The organism is Streptomyces capillispiralis, from assembly GCF_007829875.1.
Lineage (GTDB): Bacteria > Actinomycetota > Actinomycetes > Streptomycetales > Streptomycetaceae > Streptomyces > Streptomyces capillispiralis.
Genome location: NZ_VIWV01000001.1, coordinates 1990145 through 2004181, shown reverse-complemented (window position 1 = coordinate 2004181; position 14037 = coordinate 1990145). Strand labels below are relative to the sequence as shown.

Here is a 14037-nt window from a genome sequence, read left to right as displayed (position 1 = left end):
CACCTTCCAACGCCTAGGGAAGCTCCGGCAGCAACTATCAGCCCCGAGGACGTCCGCAAGGCCGGCGCGAAGTCGAAGTCGGGTCTGCTGGCGCAGGCGTTGAAGAACGGTGAGCTGATCATCGCAGTGACGGTGCAGACCTTCCCGCATGCGCTGGACGAAATACGGACCGACGCCGGCCTGAAGGGCAAGCGGTTCGCCGTCATCGCCGATGAGGCGCACTCCTCCCAGTCGGGTCAGATCTCCTCGAAGCTGAAGCAGGTGCTGACCGCCGAGGAGGTGAAGGAGATCGATGAGGGCGGTGAGGTCGATGTGGAGTCGGTGCTGGCATCGGAGATGACCGAGTGGGCCGAGTCGGAGAACATCTCTTACTTCGCCTTCACCGCGACGCCGAAGAACAAGACCCTCGAACTGTTCGGCCGCAAGGGCGTCGACAGGAAGCCGCGCGAGTTCCACCTGTACTCGATGAAGCAGGCGATCGAGGAGGGCTACATCCTCGACGTGCTCAAGGGCTATCAGTCCTACGACACCGCGTTGAAGATCGCCGGCAGGGCCGAGAGCGGTGACGGGGGGGAGATGTCGAGGAGGCCGCTGCCCGCAAGGGGCTGATGCGTTGGGTGCAGCTCCACCCAACGAACATCAGCCAGAAGGTACAGATCATCGTCGAGCACTTCCACGCCAACGTCGCCTACCTCCTCGAAGGCAAGGCGAAGGCGATGGTGGTGACCGACTCACGCAAGTCCGCGGTGAAGTACAAGCTGGCCATCGACGCCTACATCGCCAGGCGCAGCGCCGAGGACGCCTCGTACAACTACCGCACCCTGGTCGCCTTCTCCGCCGGGGTAACGATGGCCGAGGACGAGACGTGGCACAGCGACTGGGGCCCGCAGCCGTCGAAGGATGACGAGTTCACCGAGGCCAACATGAACCCCGGTGCCGGGGCTGATATGGCGGCCGCATTCAACGGTGATACGTACAAGATCATGCTGGTCGCCAACAAGTTCCAGACCGGCTTCGACCAGCCCTTACTCTCAGCGATGTACGTCGACAAAAAGCTGTCGGGGGTCGCCGCGGTGCAGACGTTCTCGTGGCTCAACGGCACCCACCGCACCGCGGGTGGGGAGCAGAAGCGCAAGACGTTCGTCATCGATTTCGCCAACAAGCCCGAGGACATCAAGGCGGCCTTCGAGCCGTACTTCAAGAACGCGACCCTGGAGACCGAGACCGACCCGTACGTCGTCGTCCACCTGGCGAACAAGCTCGCCCAGGCCGGAATCCACACCGAGGACGACGTCCGCAAGGTCGCCGAACTGTGGGTGACCAGGAAGGGCAACAACGCCCTCTCGGCGGCGATCAGCCCGGCGCAGCACGACTTCCGGCGCCGCTACGCGAGGGCGATCGAGGAAGAGGACAAGGTCACGCTCCAGGCGCTCGACCTGTTCCGGAAGGACGTCTCCACCTACGTACGCCTCTTTGACTTCATGTCCCAGATCGTCGACTACGGCGACCCCTACATGGAGATGCTCTCGATCTTCCTGCACCTGCTGGAGAAGGTCATCGCCGAGTCCGCGTGGGCGGCCGACGTCGACCTCTCCGACGTCGTGCTGGTCGGGGTCAAACACAACAAGGCGATCCCGGTCGACATCTCGCTCGTGGGTGACGGGCAGCTGAAGGGCATCAGCGCCGCCGGCACGGGAACGAAGAAGGAACCGAAGTACGTCGCGCTCCAGGTCGTCATAGACAAGATGAACGACCTCTTCGGCGCCGAGTCGTTCGCCGAGTACCAGATCAGGGAGTTCGTGCAGGGCCTCGTCCAGCGGTTGCTCGCCGACCCGAACCTGATCAAGCAGACCAAGGTGAACTCCAAGAAGCAGTTTCTGGAGTCACAAGACTTCCAAGCAGCCGTCACTGAGGCAGTTGCAGACAACCAGGACGCCCACAACACGATAGCTGACTACTTCTTCACGGACGGGCCGGCTATCAACTCGATCATCGTCGCCCTCGCGGATGCCTTCTACGAAGCAGCGGTCGATCAGCAGGTGGATTCTTAGTGGGCGGTTCGTAAGGTGATGTCCCTTTTCTGGCTGAGGCGGGGGCAGGGCTGCTGGTGGAGGTTGTCCCAGGCCGGGCACCACCCAGGGTCGATGTCGTCGAGCTGTCGGCGCCGCTCGTCGGTGAGGGCGCCGGCCTCCGACCCGACCGGCTCCCCCACTTTCCGGCGCGCGGCAATGCGGTCGGCGAGCCGGGCCGCGTCCCGCATGTTCTTGGCCCACTTCCCCACCGGGTACTCGTGCCGCACCGCGGTGGTGGGCGGCAGGAAATGCCCGTGCGCCCCGGCCCAGGCTTTCGCGGCGGCGAGGCCGTCGGCGAACGCGTCCTCGCGCGGTGCCCACACCATGCCCAGTCCGTCCGACTCCGCGACCCGCTGCGCATCGAGCCGGCCAGCCTTGTACGAGCGCCGCTGATGGGTGAGCCACACCCAAGCGGGAACCCGGCCGGGGACCAGTCCTCGGGCGTCTGCGACGTGGTGGTGCCTAGGACGGAACACGGAGTGAGAACTCGAGGCGACTTCGAGTGAGAACCTCCTGCGCGCTGCGAGAAGCCCCCAAGGGCAGGGCGTCTGAGCTGCGTGTTCGGGGCTTGATGAGTCAGTACCCCACACGTGTGGGGCCGATTCCAGCTCTCGCGATCCGGCGGAGCTCGCACGGGAATCACCCCCACAGGCGTGGGGCGGCCGATCGGAGCCGACTGCATCAGGATCGCACCGCTACGGACCTTGGTGTGGGGCGGGCCCGCCGAAGGGCCGACGCCGCGTGCACGCACCGCGTCGAGTGACAGCTACGCCACCGTGGTTCACGGCCCTCTCGTCGAGGTCGCTTCACCGTCTTCGCGGGCTTTGACCTGCCCGAACACGGCCTTGACACCCTACAGGTGGGCGGAACTCTCGGCGCGGGCAGCGGTAGCGACCTCGAGCGCGGGGCGAGATTCACGCATCTGCGGAATCCGGTGTTGACGCCCCCACCAGCCGACTGTACTGTTAGGTACACACCGAACCGATCAGTACACGTTGAACCGATCAGTACACACCTTGCTCGAAAGGCGCCGTGATGTCTCGTCCTCCCCTTCCCCCGTTCACTGAGGCCACCGCGATCCAGAAGGTCCGCGCCGCCGAAGACGCGTGGAACACCCGTGACCCCGAGCGCATCTCCCTCGCGTACAGCGAGGACAGCTGGTGGCGTAACCGCTCGACCTTCGTGCAGGGCCGCCCCGCCATCGTCGACTTCCTCGCCGACAAGTGGGACCGGGAACTCGACTACCGCCTCATCAAGGAACTGTGGGCGTACACCGGCGACGTGATCGCCGTGCGCTTCGCCTACGAGTACCATGACGCTGCCGGCCAGTGGTTCCGCGCCTACGGCAACGAGAACTGGCACTTCGACAAGGACGGCCTGATGACCCACCGCCACGCGAGTATCAACGACGTCGCCATCGATGAGTCCGAGCGCAAGTTCTTCTGGGACGCATCCGGCCCCCGCCCGGCGGACCACCCCGGCCTGAGCGAGCTCGGACTGTAATGGCACGAACCGTCCTCGACCGCTCGGACGTCGTCCACGCCCTCGCCGGCGTCTTCCGCAAGCGAGGTTTTGAAGGCGGCTCCCTGTCGGTCATTCAGCAGGAGACTGGCGTCGGCCGCGGCAGCCTGTACCACTTCTTCCCACGAGGGAAGACCGACATGGCCGCTGCCGTCCTCGAGCAGGTAAGCGAGTGGTTCGAGGAACGGATCTTCACCCCCCTGCGCACTGCCAACGACGCCGCCGAGGCGATCGAAGCAATGTCTCAGGAGGTGGCGGAGTACTTCACCTCGCGCAATCGCGTGTGCCTGTTCGCCGCGATGACCTTGGGTGAAGAACAGGACACGTTCGCCGACGCGGTGCGGACCTACTTCACCGACTGGGTCGACGCCCTGGCGGGAGTGCTGCGCACCGGCGGTCTCCCACCTCAGGAAGCGGCAGACCGCGCGCTGGACGCAGTCGCGGCAATACAGGGCGGGCTGATCTTGGCCCGTGCATACGGCGACGACGTGACGTTCCTCGGAATCGTCGCCCGCACCGAGCAGCACCTGCTCGGTGCCACTCGCTGAGCGGACACCCCAGACCGGCGTCAGTCTGGCGACCGGTCCGGTCCGCCCCCACTTCACAGTGCCCGCATGCGTGATCGCTCAGCCGCATGCGGCCTCTACCTCCGACCGGCCGGCGCCCCCGGCTGGCACACCTCGCTGCTGCCGTCCTACCGGCGCAGCTCACCGTCGCGGCGAAGCCGTCGAGACGCCATGCGTGCCGCCGAATCCCGGCGGCACAGACGAGGAGTAAGACATGCCGTTCGTCACCACGCAAGATGGCACCGAGATCTTCTACAAGGACTGGGGCCCGCGCGATGCCCAGCCCATCATGTTCCACCACGGTTGGCCGCTGTCCTCGGATGACTGGGACGCGCAGATGCTGTACTTCCTCACCAACGGCTACCGCGTGATCGCCAGCGACCGTCGCGGACACGGGCGTTCCTCCGACATCGGCTCCGGTCACGACATGGACCACTACGCCAGCGACGTCGACGCCGTCGTGCAGCACCTGGATCTGCGCAACGTTGTGCACGTCGGACACTCCACCGGTGGTGGACAGGTCGCGCGGTACGTGGCCAAGTTCGGCCAGCCCCAGGGCCGCGTCGCGAAGGCGGTACTCGTCGCGGCGGTGCCCCCGCTGATGGTGCAGACCGCCGAGCACCCCGACGGTGTTCCCGTCTCGGTCTTCGACGGCTTCCGCGACGCTCTCTCGGCCAACCGGGCGGAGTTCTTCCACGCGGTGGCCTCCGGTCCCTTCTACGGGTTCAACCGTGACGGCGTCCCGCTTTCGCAGCAGGTCGTGGACAACTGGTGGCGCCAGGGGATGACCGGAAGCGCCCTTGCCCACTACGAGGGCATCAAGGCGTTCTCGGAAACCGACCAGACTGCAGACCTCAAGGCCATCACCGTGCCGGTGCTCGTCCTGCAGGGCGACGACGACCAGGTCGTCCCGTACCGGGAAGCCGCCGTCAAGCAGGCGGAGCTCCTGCAGGATGCGACCTTGAAGATCTACGAGGGTCTGTCGCACGGAATGCTCACCGTGAATGCCAGCGACATCAACCCTGACATCCTCGCGTTCGTCCAGCAGCCCTGACTGTACTTGAGCCGAGACGTTCACGATCATCACCCGCCAAGCGCCCGATGATCGTGAACGTCTCGGCTCAGCCGTCGCCCCCCCCCTTACGGACCGCGTGGAGGCCACGCGTTCGCGAGAAGTCGGCATCCTCGGATCGGATGCAGGATCAGCAGCGTCCCCCGCTCTAACCCGCCGGCGCACAACAGCGTCCGGTGGCCGATCCCCTATTGGACAGCGCCTCAACTACACGCGTGGCCTCCGGTCGGGCTCGCGCGCTTCCGATTCCCACACCTGGGCGGCTCCGCGACCGAACCGTCCCACGCTTCTCACTGCTCCCCTGGGCTCACATCCTTGAAAGGAACACCACTCGTGCACGCATCGCCCACCCTCACGAAGAACCTCCAGGCCGTCCTGGTGGACCTCATCGACCTGTGCCTGCTGGGCAAGCAGGCCCACTGGAACATCCTCGGGGCCAACTTCCGCGACCTCCACCTGCAGCTCGACGAGATTGTTGACGCCGCTCGTGGGTTCGCCGATGACACCGCCGAGCGCATGCGCGCGCTCTACGCAGTCCCGGACGGGCGGTCCTCCACGGTCGCCGCCACCAGCCACCTCGACCAGTTCCCCGAGGGCGAGATCACGACCCACGACGCCATCGACCAGGTGACCCTGCGCCTCTACCAGGCCATCGGAACCATTCGCGACGTCCACGACGAGGTCGACGAGGAAGACCCGACGACCGCCGACCTCCTCCACGGCTTCATCGGGCGCCTCGAGCAGCTCGCATGGATGGTCTCCGCCGAGAACCGCGCGCCGAGCACTGCCGTGCAGGCGAGCGCTGGTCATCCCGAAGCCGGAGCAAGGTTGTAGACGAAGCGACTCGTCAACCCAGGACGCCGGCCACAGGAACCCCGCGCCTTCGGTGTCGACAGACTTAACCTCTGAATCTGAACCCGCCAGCGACCAGTCCTGCTCGGTTATCACGGAATGTCACCTTGAGTCTTAGCAGGCGGTTCGTGAGTCTTTGAGTGGATCTGCTGTCGCCTGATGGTGTGGCGGCGGGGCGGACTCTGCCTACGGCATGCGGGAGATTGTGAACGCGATCCTGTACCAGGGCAGGACCGGCTGTCAGTGGGCCTATCTCCCGCACGATCTGCCGCAGAAGAGTGCGACGTACTACTACTTCGCCGCCTGGCGGGACGACGGGACCGACCAGGTCATTCATGAACTCCTGCGCTGCCAGGTCCGGGAGAGGGCCCGGCGATTAGAGGACCCGACCCTGGTGGTCCTGGACACCCAGAGTGTCCACGTGGCCGCCGGGGTCCCCGCCGCCACGAGCGGCCACGATCCGGCCAAGCGGGTGCCCGGCCGCAAGCGGGGCCTGGCCGTGGACGTCCTCGGTCTGGTCATCGCGGTCGTCGTTCTCGCTGCGAACACGCACGACAACGCCGCGGGCATCGTCCTGCTGGACCAGGTTGCCGAGCACGCCGGCGCAACCGTCCGCAAGGCACTGGTCGACCAGGGCTTCAAGAACCAGGTGATCATGCACGGCGCTGGCCTGGGGATCGATGTCGGGATCGTCCAACGCAACCCGCAGGTCAAGGGGTTCGTGCCGCAGCCGAAGCGGTGGAGGGTCGAGCAGACCTACGGGATCCTGATACTGCACCGGCGCCTGGTCCGCGACTACGAGCACCGCCCTTCCTCCTCCGCCTCCCGCGTCTACTGGGCGATGACCCACGTCATGATCCGGCGCCTCACCGGCGCGAACGCCCCCACCTGGCGCGACACGCAGGCGGTGGCCGCGTGAACATCCAGCCTCTCCTGGGGGCACTGGACATCCAGGAAGACGCCGCCCGGGCCCTGGCCGACGACCTCCGCGCACAGATCGACGACCTGCGGACCCAGTTGCGGGAGGCCGAGACCCACCTGGATCACCTCGCAATCACCCGCAGGACCGTCACCGGCCTCGCCGACCGGCTCCCGGCCGTCGCGCCGGCCCTGCCCGAGCACCCGGACTACCCTCGCATCCTCGCCGTCTTCAACGAGGCCACCAGCCCGCTGAGGGCCCGCGACGTCTGCCAAGCCCTCGACCACGAACTCCTGCCGAAGAACATCGAAGGCACCCGCGCCAAGCTCAAACGCCTCGTCAAGCTCGACATCCTCACCGAGATCGACACTGGCAGCTTCGCCAGGAAGCAGTAGCCGACCGAGTACCACAATCAGAAACCGCTACTGTGCACCGTTCGATGGTGATCGAAAGTGAGCCACGATCTGGTGTGCGTACTGATTGTCCGGGCCGAGGTCGTGGACCGCTCGATGGGCCTCTTGGGTCCGACCCGTCTCACACATCAGTCGAACAAGGGCGTACAGGGCACCATGATCACCGGCCTCGGCTCGGTCGCGCAGGGCAGCCTCCATCCCCCGCTCGCGAAGCGCTCTGTTGAGTCTCCGACGTGCGTGAACATCCGTGAGAGCGCGCTCTGCGAGTTCAGAGAGCCGTGCTGCACGGGCAAGCAAATCCATGTGCCACAGATGACTGTCGTGCCTGGACGGATCGGTCGAGTAGCACTCGGCGTGGGCACTCACCAACGCGATGGCCGCGTCCCAATCTCGGCGTTGTTCCGCAGCCTGGACTTGTTCGAACCACTCCACAGGACGAGTATCGCGCAGCACTGCCCCGTACAGCGTCGTGGGAGCGGTCGCCGACAACCGACAAGTGTTCGCCACGATCAAGCCCTCACTGCCGCCTACCAAACACTCTCAAAACGCCCTCTAAGGGCCCGGATTTCCTCAGCAAAGGGTGTCGGAGGGGTGTTAAGGGGGTTGAGGGAGTTATCGAAGGCTCTCGGCCTCCTACGGGGGGTTCCGGGCCGTTCCTCAGAAAATGATGGTTAGTTGACGCCACACTGCCGTACGTGACGATGACCCTGACCGACATGTTCGACGCCGACGACGACCTCCTGGCCGCCTTCCCCGCGCGGCCGAGTGAGATCCGCATCGGCTACGCGCGGGTGTCGACCGGTGGGCAGAAGCTAGACCGGCAGGTAGACGCGCTCACCCTCGCGCGGTGTCGGCGAATCATCAAGGAGAAGAAGTCGGGCAAGAACGACGCCCGGCCGGAGCTGAAGGCGTGCCACGCCTTCCTGGAGCCCGGGGACACCCTCGTCGGCTGCGCCCCGAGGTGGGCGATATCGCCGTTACCGTGAAGAGAAGAAAGCCCGATGAGGATCGATACGGGCAGATCAGCTCGATCAGCCTGAGCGGTCGGTTGAACTTCCGCGGTGGTCTCGGACGCCGCGCGTGGCCCCATACCGTCAAGCACCTGACGAAGCCGGGCGACGCCGACCACGGCGATCTGCTCGCCAAGGCACGCGAAGAAGCCACTGCCGAGGACCGGCACCCTGAGCGCGTTACCAACCGCGAGCTGGCCCTGCTCGACAGATGGAAGGTGCCTCGGCGCCCGTCAATGGTGGACTGCCGAGCCCTCCACGAGGCGATGGACAACGCCACCGAGGAACGGCCCATGCAGGTCGTCCTGGAGAACCACCCAGCCCTCCTGGCCAACGTGATCGCCGGCCACCACGGAATCTGGGTCCGCCCGCAGGTTCGTCTGGGCGACAGGTACGTCTCGGACTTCCTCATCGCCAGTCGGACCTCGGCTGGCCTTCGCTGGCACCTCGTCGAACTGGAAAGCCCCACCGAGCGGCTCACCAACCCTGGAAACCAGCGTGCCTCGCCCACGCTGCGCCATGCCATCGACCAGATCCAGGACTGGCGCGAGTGGCTGAAGGTCAACCTCCTGTCTGCCCGGGCTTTGCTCCCGGGCATCACCGTGGATGCACGCGGGCTCATCATCATGGGTCGGGAGGACGTGACGGACAGCGCCCGCGAGATCCGGGATCGCCATTCCGTGAACGACCGGATTGAAATCCGGACGTACGACTGGCTCTTGCGGGCCGGCCTCGGTGCCGACTCAACGCTCCCAGGTTTGCTCGACACAGAAACTGGAGACCTCGACCGCGACTGGTAGAGAGCGCCTGGCGGGGCCCAGCGGAGAAAACGACCATCACCGCGCTGGCGCGCACGACCCTGCACCGCAACGCTCCCCGCCCTGGCCCGGTACTCCCGAGCCAGGTGGGCTGCTGTCGGGCTTTATGCGTGGGCGAGTTCCTGCAGCAGCGCGTCGAGGAACTCCGGGTCGCCGTCGTCGTGGAGGCCAATCTGTGCGCAGGTCATGCCAGCGGCGTGCAGGCGGTTGCGGGTGGTGGCATGTCCGGGGTGGAGGCGTTGGAGGTGTTGTGCGTGCGGGATGGCTTCCTCGACGCGGTCAAGGAGCGCGGCGAGCTGACGGGCGGTGAGGTGGGTGTGGCCGGTAATGGCGAGAGCGCGTTGCACGGCCTGCTCGTAGGCGTTCATGGGCGTCTACCGTAGCCGGGAGCGGTCCGATCCGGGTCAGGGCGTAAGCGGCGTCGGAGGGCAATCTGTCCGGGCCGGCCGCGTCGTCTGGGTCCGTCGCCCGGCCGTGCGTCCGCCCCGGCCGATACGTCGGGTCATGGGCAGATCGTAAAACCGAGGGACAACGCGCCGCGCCACTGACACCCCCCCCGTGACGGAGCAACTGACGTTCCCGTGGCGGACGACAGGGGGGATGCTGCCGTATTGCGGGGGGCCATGCCATGCCAGATTGTCCGTTCCGAACCGACGTACGGCCGTGACGCTCATTTGACGCTCCGGGTGCCCGCTGGCCCTCATTCGGGACCCGAAAGCCTCTCTGACCTGCTCTTTTAATGCCTCCGTCCAGGCCGACATCTTTCCGATGACGCACCACGTGGAGTGCGTGGCGATTCTGGAGCCTGCTGCAAAGGGGCTCTGACCTGCGGCTTTCTGGCGCCGAGGACCTCGGCGCCACGGGCGTGCGCATCGGTGCCGTACCAGCCGACCCGCCGGACGACGGCACGTTCTCCTCGCCGGCCGACGCGGCGGCGGCCTGGACCGGGTCCACGGTCGCGGTCGTGAACCTCTACGCCACCACGTGGCAGGCCGAAGTCAGCCGGTCGCCGCGCCCCCGGCCTTGGCGATGAGCATGTCCAGAAGCGAGAGCAGCGCACCGCGCGCGTCGTCACGGAGGCGGGCATCGAGCAAGTGGATGGGTGTGTTCGGGTCACGCAGATGCAGCGCCGCCCTGATCTCCTCGACGGTGTAGGGCTGTTCGCCGTGGAAACAGTTCGCGGCGACCAGGAACGGAACCCCTCGGTTCTCGAAGAAGTCGACGGCCGGGAAACTGCGGTCGAGGCGTCGTGTGTCGACGAGGACGATCGCCCCGAGTGCCCCGTTCAGCAGGTCGTCCCACATGAACCAGAAGCGCTCCTGGCCAGGTGTGCCGAACAGGTAGAGCACGACCTGTGCCTCGGTGAGGGTGATGCGGCCGAAGTCCATCGCGACGGTGGTGGCCGCCTTGGACTCGATGCCGTCGAGGTCGTCGACGCCGACGCCCGCGCTCGTCAGCCGCTCCTCGGTGCGCAACGGCTCGATCTCGGAGACCGTCTCGATCAGGGTCGTCTTGCCGACGCCGAATCCCCCAGCGATGAGGATCTTGACGGGGGCCGCTTCACGGGCAGGGGCGTCATATCCAGGCAAGGTTGTCCCTGATTCTCATGAGCAGGTGGACATTGGTGGTCTCGGCCCCTTCCAGGGGTGGCCGGTGCTCGATCAGCCCCCGCTCCGCGAGTTCGCCGAGAAGAAGCGTCATGGGAGTGAGGCGCATGCGCATGCGCGCCGCGATCTCGGCGACCGCCAGGCCGCCCGGAGGCGAGCACATCGCGAGGATGGCCTGCCACTCGCTGGGCAGGCCGCTGTGGCCGTCCGCGACGGCCACAGCCGTGATCGTGGTGTCCATGGTGAGGGCGGTGTGTGCAGCCGCCGTACGTCCATCGGTCAGCGCGTACAGCCGCGTCCGGCGGTGGCCTCCCTCTCCCGGCCTGGGCTCGTCCGCCATTACGACGGCTGCGCCTGGCCGCGATCAGGCGTGCTCAGCCACTCACCGAGCGCCTGGGCGGTGCGCACGGCTTCACCGCCCAGCTCCCCCAGCCGCGCCTTGCGGGAGGTCACCACGATGAGCGTGCTGCCCTCCCCGCACCCGACGATGCAGAGATAGCAGTCGTCCATCTCGACCAGCTGACGGATCACCCGGCCGCCGTCGACCTCCCTGGATATCGCCTTCATCGTGGAAGCGATGCCGGAGGACGCGGCGGCTATGCGCTCCGCCTGGTCCCGTTCCAGCTCGTACGAGCTGAGCTTGATCCCGTCGTTGGACAGGAGCACGGCTCCCTTGATGCCGGCGATCCTGCTCAGGTTGTTGTCCAGGACGCTGTAGATCATGTCGTTCGTTGTCGTCATGGCTGATCCTGTCGGAGTTCTTCTTCCACTGTCTGAGTCCCGTGTTCGTAGTCCGCCCAGGCGTCGGCCACTTCTTCGGGTGTCGCCGCGTCCTGATGGACGCCGGTCTCCGCTGCGTGCGGCGCGCGGAGCTGCTCGGCGATGTGAGCCTGTGGGATCCGTTCCGGGAGGGCCGGCTTCGCGTCACCGTTCCGTGTCGGGGAAGGAACCGACGGCTTGCTCTCCACCGGCCGCTCGGGCAAGCGCTCCGGCGTCCTGCGGGCGGCCGACCTGGTCTTCGCGTGCAGGACCAGTTCGGGCTTGCGTTCGTCGAACGGGCCCGGTGCCGGGGCGGGCATCGCCGCGCGGGGCGCTTCCTTTCCCGCCCGGACCGGTTCGGTCGGCACGAGGAGTTCCTTGGGGAGGATCACCACGGCCGACGTCCCCCCGTACACCGAGCGGCGCAGCGTCACTGTGGCCCCGAGCTGTTCGGCGATGTGGCCGACCACGAACAGCCCGAGCCGGTGCGCGTTCTCCGCCAGGACGGCATACGGCGGGGCCGAGTGCAGACGCCCGTTCATCTCCTCGTAGGTGGCGGCGGTCACCCGAGGCCCGCGGTCCTCGATGTCGACCGACAGCCCGTCCGTCACCAGTTCGGCACGGATGACCACCTTCGACTGCGGCGGGGAGAACCGGGTGGCGTTGTCCAGGAGTTCCGCCAGGAGGTGGCTGATCTCGCTGATCACCCGCGGTGCCACGCTGATCTCGTCCAGGGCCTGGCGCTCGATCCGCCGGAAGTCCTCGACTTCCGCCGCGGCCTCGCGCAGCAGGTCGGCGACGCGCATGGGCTCGGTGTGCGGATCGGGGATCTCCCCACCTGCCAGGATGAGCAGGTTCTCGATCTGCCGCCGCATGCCCACCGTCAACTGGTCGGATCGCATCAACCGGGCGAGAAGCTCCTCGTCGTGCCCGAAGGCGTCCTGCAGTTCGTCGGTGAGGGCCAACTGGCGGCTGACCAGGTTTCCGGTGCGCGAGGCGATGCCCGCGGCGAACATACCGAAACCCTGACGCTCGGCCGCGAGCCGCGCATGCCCGTCGACGGATACGGAGACGACCCGGGCGAACGCGTCGCTGATACGTCCGACCTCGTCCCGGTCCCCGCTCACCGCGGGCAGCGCGTCGTCGTCGACGGGCTGCCCGCGCTGGAGCCGGGCAACGACGTCCGGCAGCGTGTCCTCGGCAATGGCCACCGTACGTTGGTGCAGACCGCGCAGGCGGCGGAGCACGGAGCGCGTGGTGAGCACGATGACGGCCGCGACGGCGATGACGGCCGCGCCGTTTCCGACGATCAGCCAGATGACCTCGTTCTCCAACTGCGTGGCCTTGGCGTCGGCGTGCACGAGCAGTGCTCGCCCCTGTTCCGCGTTGAGCGCGGCAAGGCGCGGCGCGAACTCGTCGTACGCGGCCTGCCAGGCGTCAGCTTCCTCGGGCAGCTCGATGCCGGACGCGGTGCTCTGGTGGTCGGAGATGACCACGTCCTCGAGGCGGACCTTCGTCTTCCAGCCGTCCGAGGCGAAGACCTGGTCGTAGGCCGCTTTGTCCTCGGTCGTCAGATACGGCGCGACCCACTCGTCGTACTGGTACCGCTGGGATCCGACGGAGTTGACGAATTCGGCGAACCCGGAAGGGCTCAGACGCCTGGACGGCCCGGCCATGGCGAGGATGGTGGTCTCGCGTGCCACCATCTCGGTCACCGTGAACACCGTGACGACCAGGCCGCTCTCCTGGATGAGCTCGGCGTCTTCCGCATGGCTGAACTCGTTCTGGTACACCCGGATGATGTGGTCGACGAGGTCGGAGTAGTAGCCGATCGTCCGGTCCGCGTCCCCGCTGCGGGCGTCCGCGCGCTCGCGGAACGCGGCCAGATCCGCGAGGCTGTGCTTCAGCTCCGTGACGTAATGATCGTTTTCGCGCCCGGTCGCCGCCAGAGCTCCGTCCGCCGCCCGGCGGAACTCGTCCGCGGCCCGGTCCGTGGCCGCGCGCTGCTCGCGCAGCTCCTTCTCGGACACGGAGCCGCTCGCCCACCGTGTGGCGGTCATCGTCCGCTCAGCCTGGAGTTCGACCATCAGCCTGGTCAGGGGTACATCGGTCCGCTCAGCGACTGCCACATCAGCGCGTAGTTGCTTTGACTGGTGTACCAGCGGCTGTGCGGTCATGGCCACTTGGGCGCTCATCGCCAGGATAGGGATGATGGCCAGCCAAATGAGCAGCGTACGCAGGCGCGGAGTACGCCGCCGACGAGCCGTCAGCTGCCCTCGTGTGCCTTCGGTTTCTATGGGAGACATCAGTCCTCGGAGAGCGGGGAACCAGGGGGACGGCCCGACCGCCGAGACCGGACGCAGTTCTGCGTTCAGAACTGGGGGAAGTCCGGTTCGGCTTTGACGCGACGTGATGTACCGATCATAAC

15 protein-coding genes and 1 pseudogene are annotated in these 14037 nt (G+C 66.8%); 10 read left to right on the top strand and 6 right to left on the bottom strand.

Annotated features, from left to right (window positions below; genetic code table 11):
* Positions 1-99: 99 nt before the first annotated feature.
* On the top strand, positions 100-609 hold the full coding sequence (locus FHX78_RS37370) for a hypothetical protein (RefSeq protein ID WP_229924159.1): 510 nt from the start codon (positions 100-102) through the stop codon (positions 607-609).
* An 8-nt stretch (positions 610-617) separates the two neighbouring features.
* Complete coding sequence (locus FHX78_RS08045; RefSeq protein ID WP_229924160.1) at positions 618-2051, top strand: type I restriction enzyme subunit R domain-containing protein; 1434 nt, start codon at positions 618-620, stop codon at positions 2049-2051.
* Here the strand turns inward: FHX78_RS08045 and FHX78_RS08040 are convergent.
* Entirely contained in the window at positions 2048-2479 is a 432-nt protein-coding gene (locus tag FHX78_RS08040; protein WP_145866764.1) for a helicase associated domain-containing protein, read from the bottom strand. The two genes, FHX78_RS08045 and FHX78_RS08040, sit on opposite strands and share 4 nt — an antisense overlap.
* A gap of 628 nt (positions 2480-3107) precedes the next feature.
* On the opposite strand from FHX78_RS08040, the gene FHX78_RS08035 reads away from it, so the two are divergent.
* The 8 genes and pseudogenes from FHX78_RS08035 (at position 3108) to FHX78_RS07995 (ending at position 9225) form a co-directional block, all read left to right on the top strand.
* Complete coding sequence (locus tag FHX78_RS08035) at positions 3108-3575, top strand: nuclear transport factor 2 family protein (RefSeq protein WP_167531713.1); 468 nt, start codon at positions 3108-3110, stop codon at positions 3573-3575.
* Positions 3575-4141, top strand: a complete 567-nt coding sequence (locus FHX78_RS08030) for a TetR/AcrR family transcriptional regulator (protein WP_145866762.1) — start codon at positions 3575-3577, stop codon at positions 4139-4141. Before FHX78_RS08035 ends, FHX78_RS08030 begins: the two co-directional genes overlap by 1 nt.
* A 232-nt stretch (positions 4142-4373) precedes the next feature.
* Positions 4374-5213 carry an alpha/beta fold hydrolase gene (locus FHX78_RS08025; RefSeq protein WP_145866761.1) on the top strand — a complete coding sequence of 280 codons (840 nt, stop codon included), beginning with the start codon at positions 4374-4376 and terminating at the stop codon, positions 5211-5213.
* A 351-nt stretch (positions 5214-5564) separates the two neighbouring features.
* On the top strand, positions 5565-6065 hold the full coding sequence (locus FHX78_RS08020; protein ID WP_145866760.1) for a Dps family protein: 501 nt from the start codon (positions 5565-5567) through the stop codon (positions 6063-6065).
* A gap of 205 nt (positions 6066-6270) precedes the next feature.
* A pseudogene (locus FHX78_RS08015) lies at positions 6271-7002 on the top strand (IS5 family transposase); the annotation flags it as partial.
* The gene (locus FHX78_RS08010; RefSeq protein WP_145866758.1) at positions 6999-7397 is read left to right on the top strand and encodes a hypothetical protein; all 399 of its coding nucleotides are present in this window, start codon (positions 6999-7001) and stop codon (positions 7395-7397) included. The pseudogene FHX78_RS08015 and the gene FHX78_RS08010, both read left to right, overlap by 4 nt.
* A 719-nt stretch (positions 7398-8116) precedes the next feature.
* Entirely contained in the window at positions 8117-8401 is a 285-nt protein-coding gene (locus tag FHX78_RS08000) for a recombinase family protein (RefSeq protein WP_229924168.1), read from the top strand.
* A complete protein-coding gene (locus FHX78_RS07995) occupies positions 8398-9225 on the top strand; it encodes a Shedu anti-phage system protein SduA domain-containing protein (protein ID WP_229924161.1) in 828 nt (275 codons plus the stop codon). The genes FHX78_RS08000 and FHX78_RS07995 overlap by 4 nt, the downstream gene beginning before the upstream one ends.
* A gap of 122 nt (positions 9226-9347) precedes the next feature.
* Here the strand turns inward: FHX78_RS07995 and FHX78_RS07990 are convergent, their stop codons facing one another.
* From FHX78_RS07990 to FHX78_RS07970, 5 genes are all read right to left on the bottom strand, one after another.
* Positions 9348-9611: a hypothetical protein gene (locus tag FHX78_RS07990; protein WP_145866756.1), complete on the bottom strand. Its 264-nt coding sequence runs from the start codon at positions 9609-9611 to the stop codon at positions 9348-9350.
* 630 nt (positions 9612-10241) lie between these two features.
* Positions 10242-10832, bottom strand: a complete 591-nt coding sequence (locus FHX78_RS07985) for a GTP-binding protein (protein ID WP_145866755.1) — start codon at positions 10830-10832, stop codon at positions 10242-10244.
* Positions 10819-11190 carry a DUF742 domain-containing protein gene (locus FHX78_RS07980; RefSeq protein ID WP_142231623.1) on the bottom strand — a complete coding sequence of 124 codons (372 nt, stop codon included), beginning with the start codon at positions 11188-11190 and terminating at the stop codon, positions 10819-10821. The genes FHX78_RS07985 and FHX78_RS07980 overlap by 14 nt, the downstream gene beginning before the upstream one ends.
* Positions 11190-11591: a roadblock/LC7 domain-containing protein gene (locus FHX78_RS07975; protein WP_145866754.1), complete on the bottom strand. Its 402-nt coding sequence runs from the start codon at positions 11589-11591 to the stop codon at positions 11190-11192. Before FHX78_RS07975 ends, FHX78_RS07980 begins: the two co-directional genes overlap by 1 nt.
* Positions 11588-13915 (bottom strand): sensor histidine kinase, encoded by a 2328-nt coding sequence (locus FHX78_RS07970; protein ID WP_145871781.1) that lies wholly within the window; start codon positions 13913-13915, stop codon positions 11588-11590. The genes FHX78_RS07975 and FHX78_RS07970 overlap by 4 nt, the downstream gene beginning before the upstream one ends.
* Positions 13916-14037: the final 122 nt, after the last annotated feature.

Bases quoted from the DNA above. Each gene is read 5' to 3' on its own strand.
- FHX78_RS08035 (WP_167531713.1), top strand. From the start codon at position 3,108: ATGTCTCGTCCTCCCCTTCCCCCGTTCACTGAGGCCACCGCGATCCAG.
- FHX78_RS07980 (WP_142231623.1), bottom strand. From the start codon at position 11,190: ATGGCGGACGAGCCCAGGCCGGGAGAGGGAGGCCACCGCCGGACGCGG.
- FHX78_RS07970 (WP_145871781.1), bottom strand. From the start codon at position 13,915: ATGTCTCCCATAGAAACCGAAGGCACACGAGGGCAGCTGACGGCTCGT.
- FHX78_RS08030 (WP_145866762.1), top strand. From the start codon at position 3,575: ATGGCACGAACCGTCCTCGACCGCTCGGACGTCGTCCACGCCCTCGCC.
- FHX78_RS07975 (WP_145866754.1), bottom strand. From the start codon at position 11,591: ATGACGACAACGAACGACATGATCTACAGCGTCCTGGACAACAACCTG.
- FHX78_RS08000 (WP_229924168.1), top strand. From the start codon at position 8,117: ATGACCCTGACCGACATGTTCGACGCCGACGACGACCTCCTGGCCGCC.
- FHX78_RS08025 (WP_145866761.1), top strand. From the start codon at position 4,374: ATGCCGTTCGTCACCACGCAAGATGGCACCGAGATCTTCTACAAGGAC.
- FHX78_RS07990 (WP_145866756.1), bottom strand. From the start codon at position 9,611: ATGAACGCCTACGAGCAGGCCGTGCAACGCGCTCTCGCCATTACCGGC.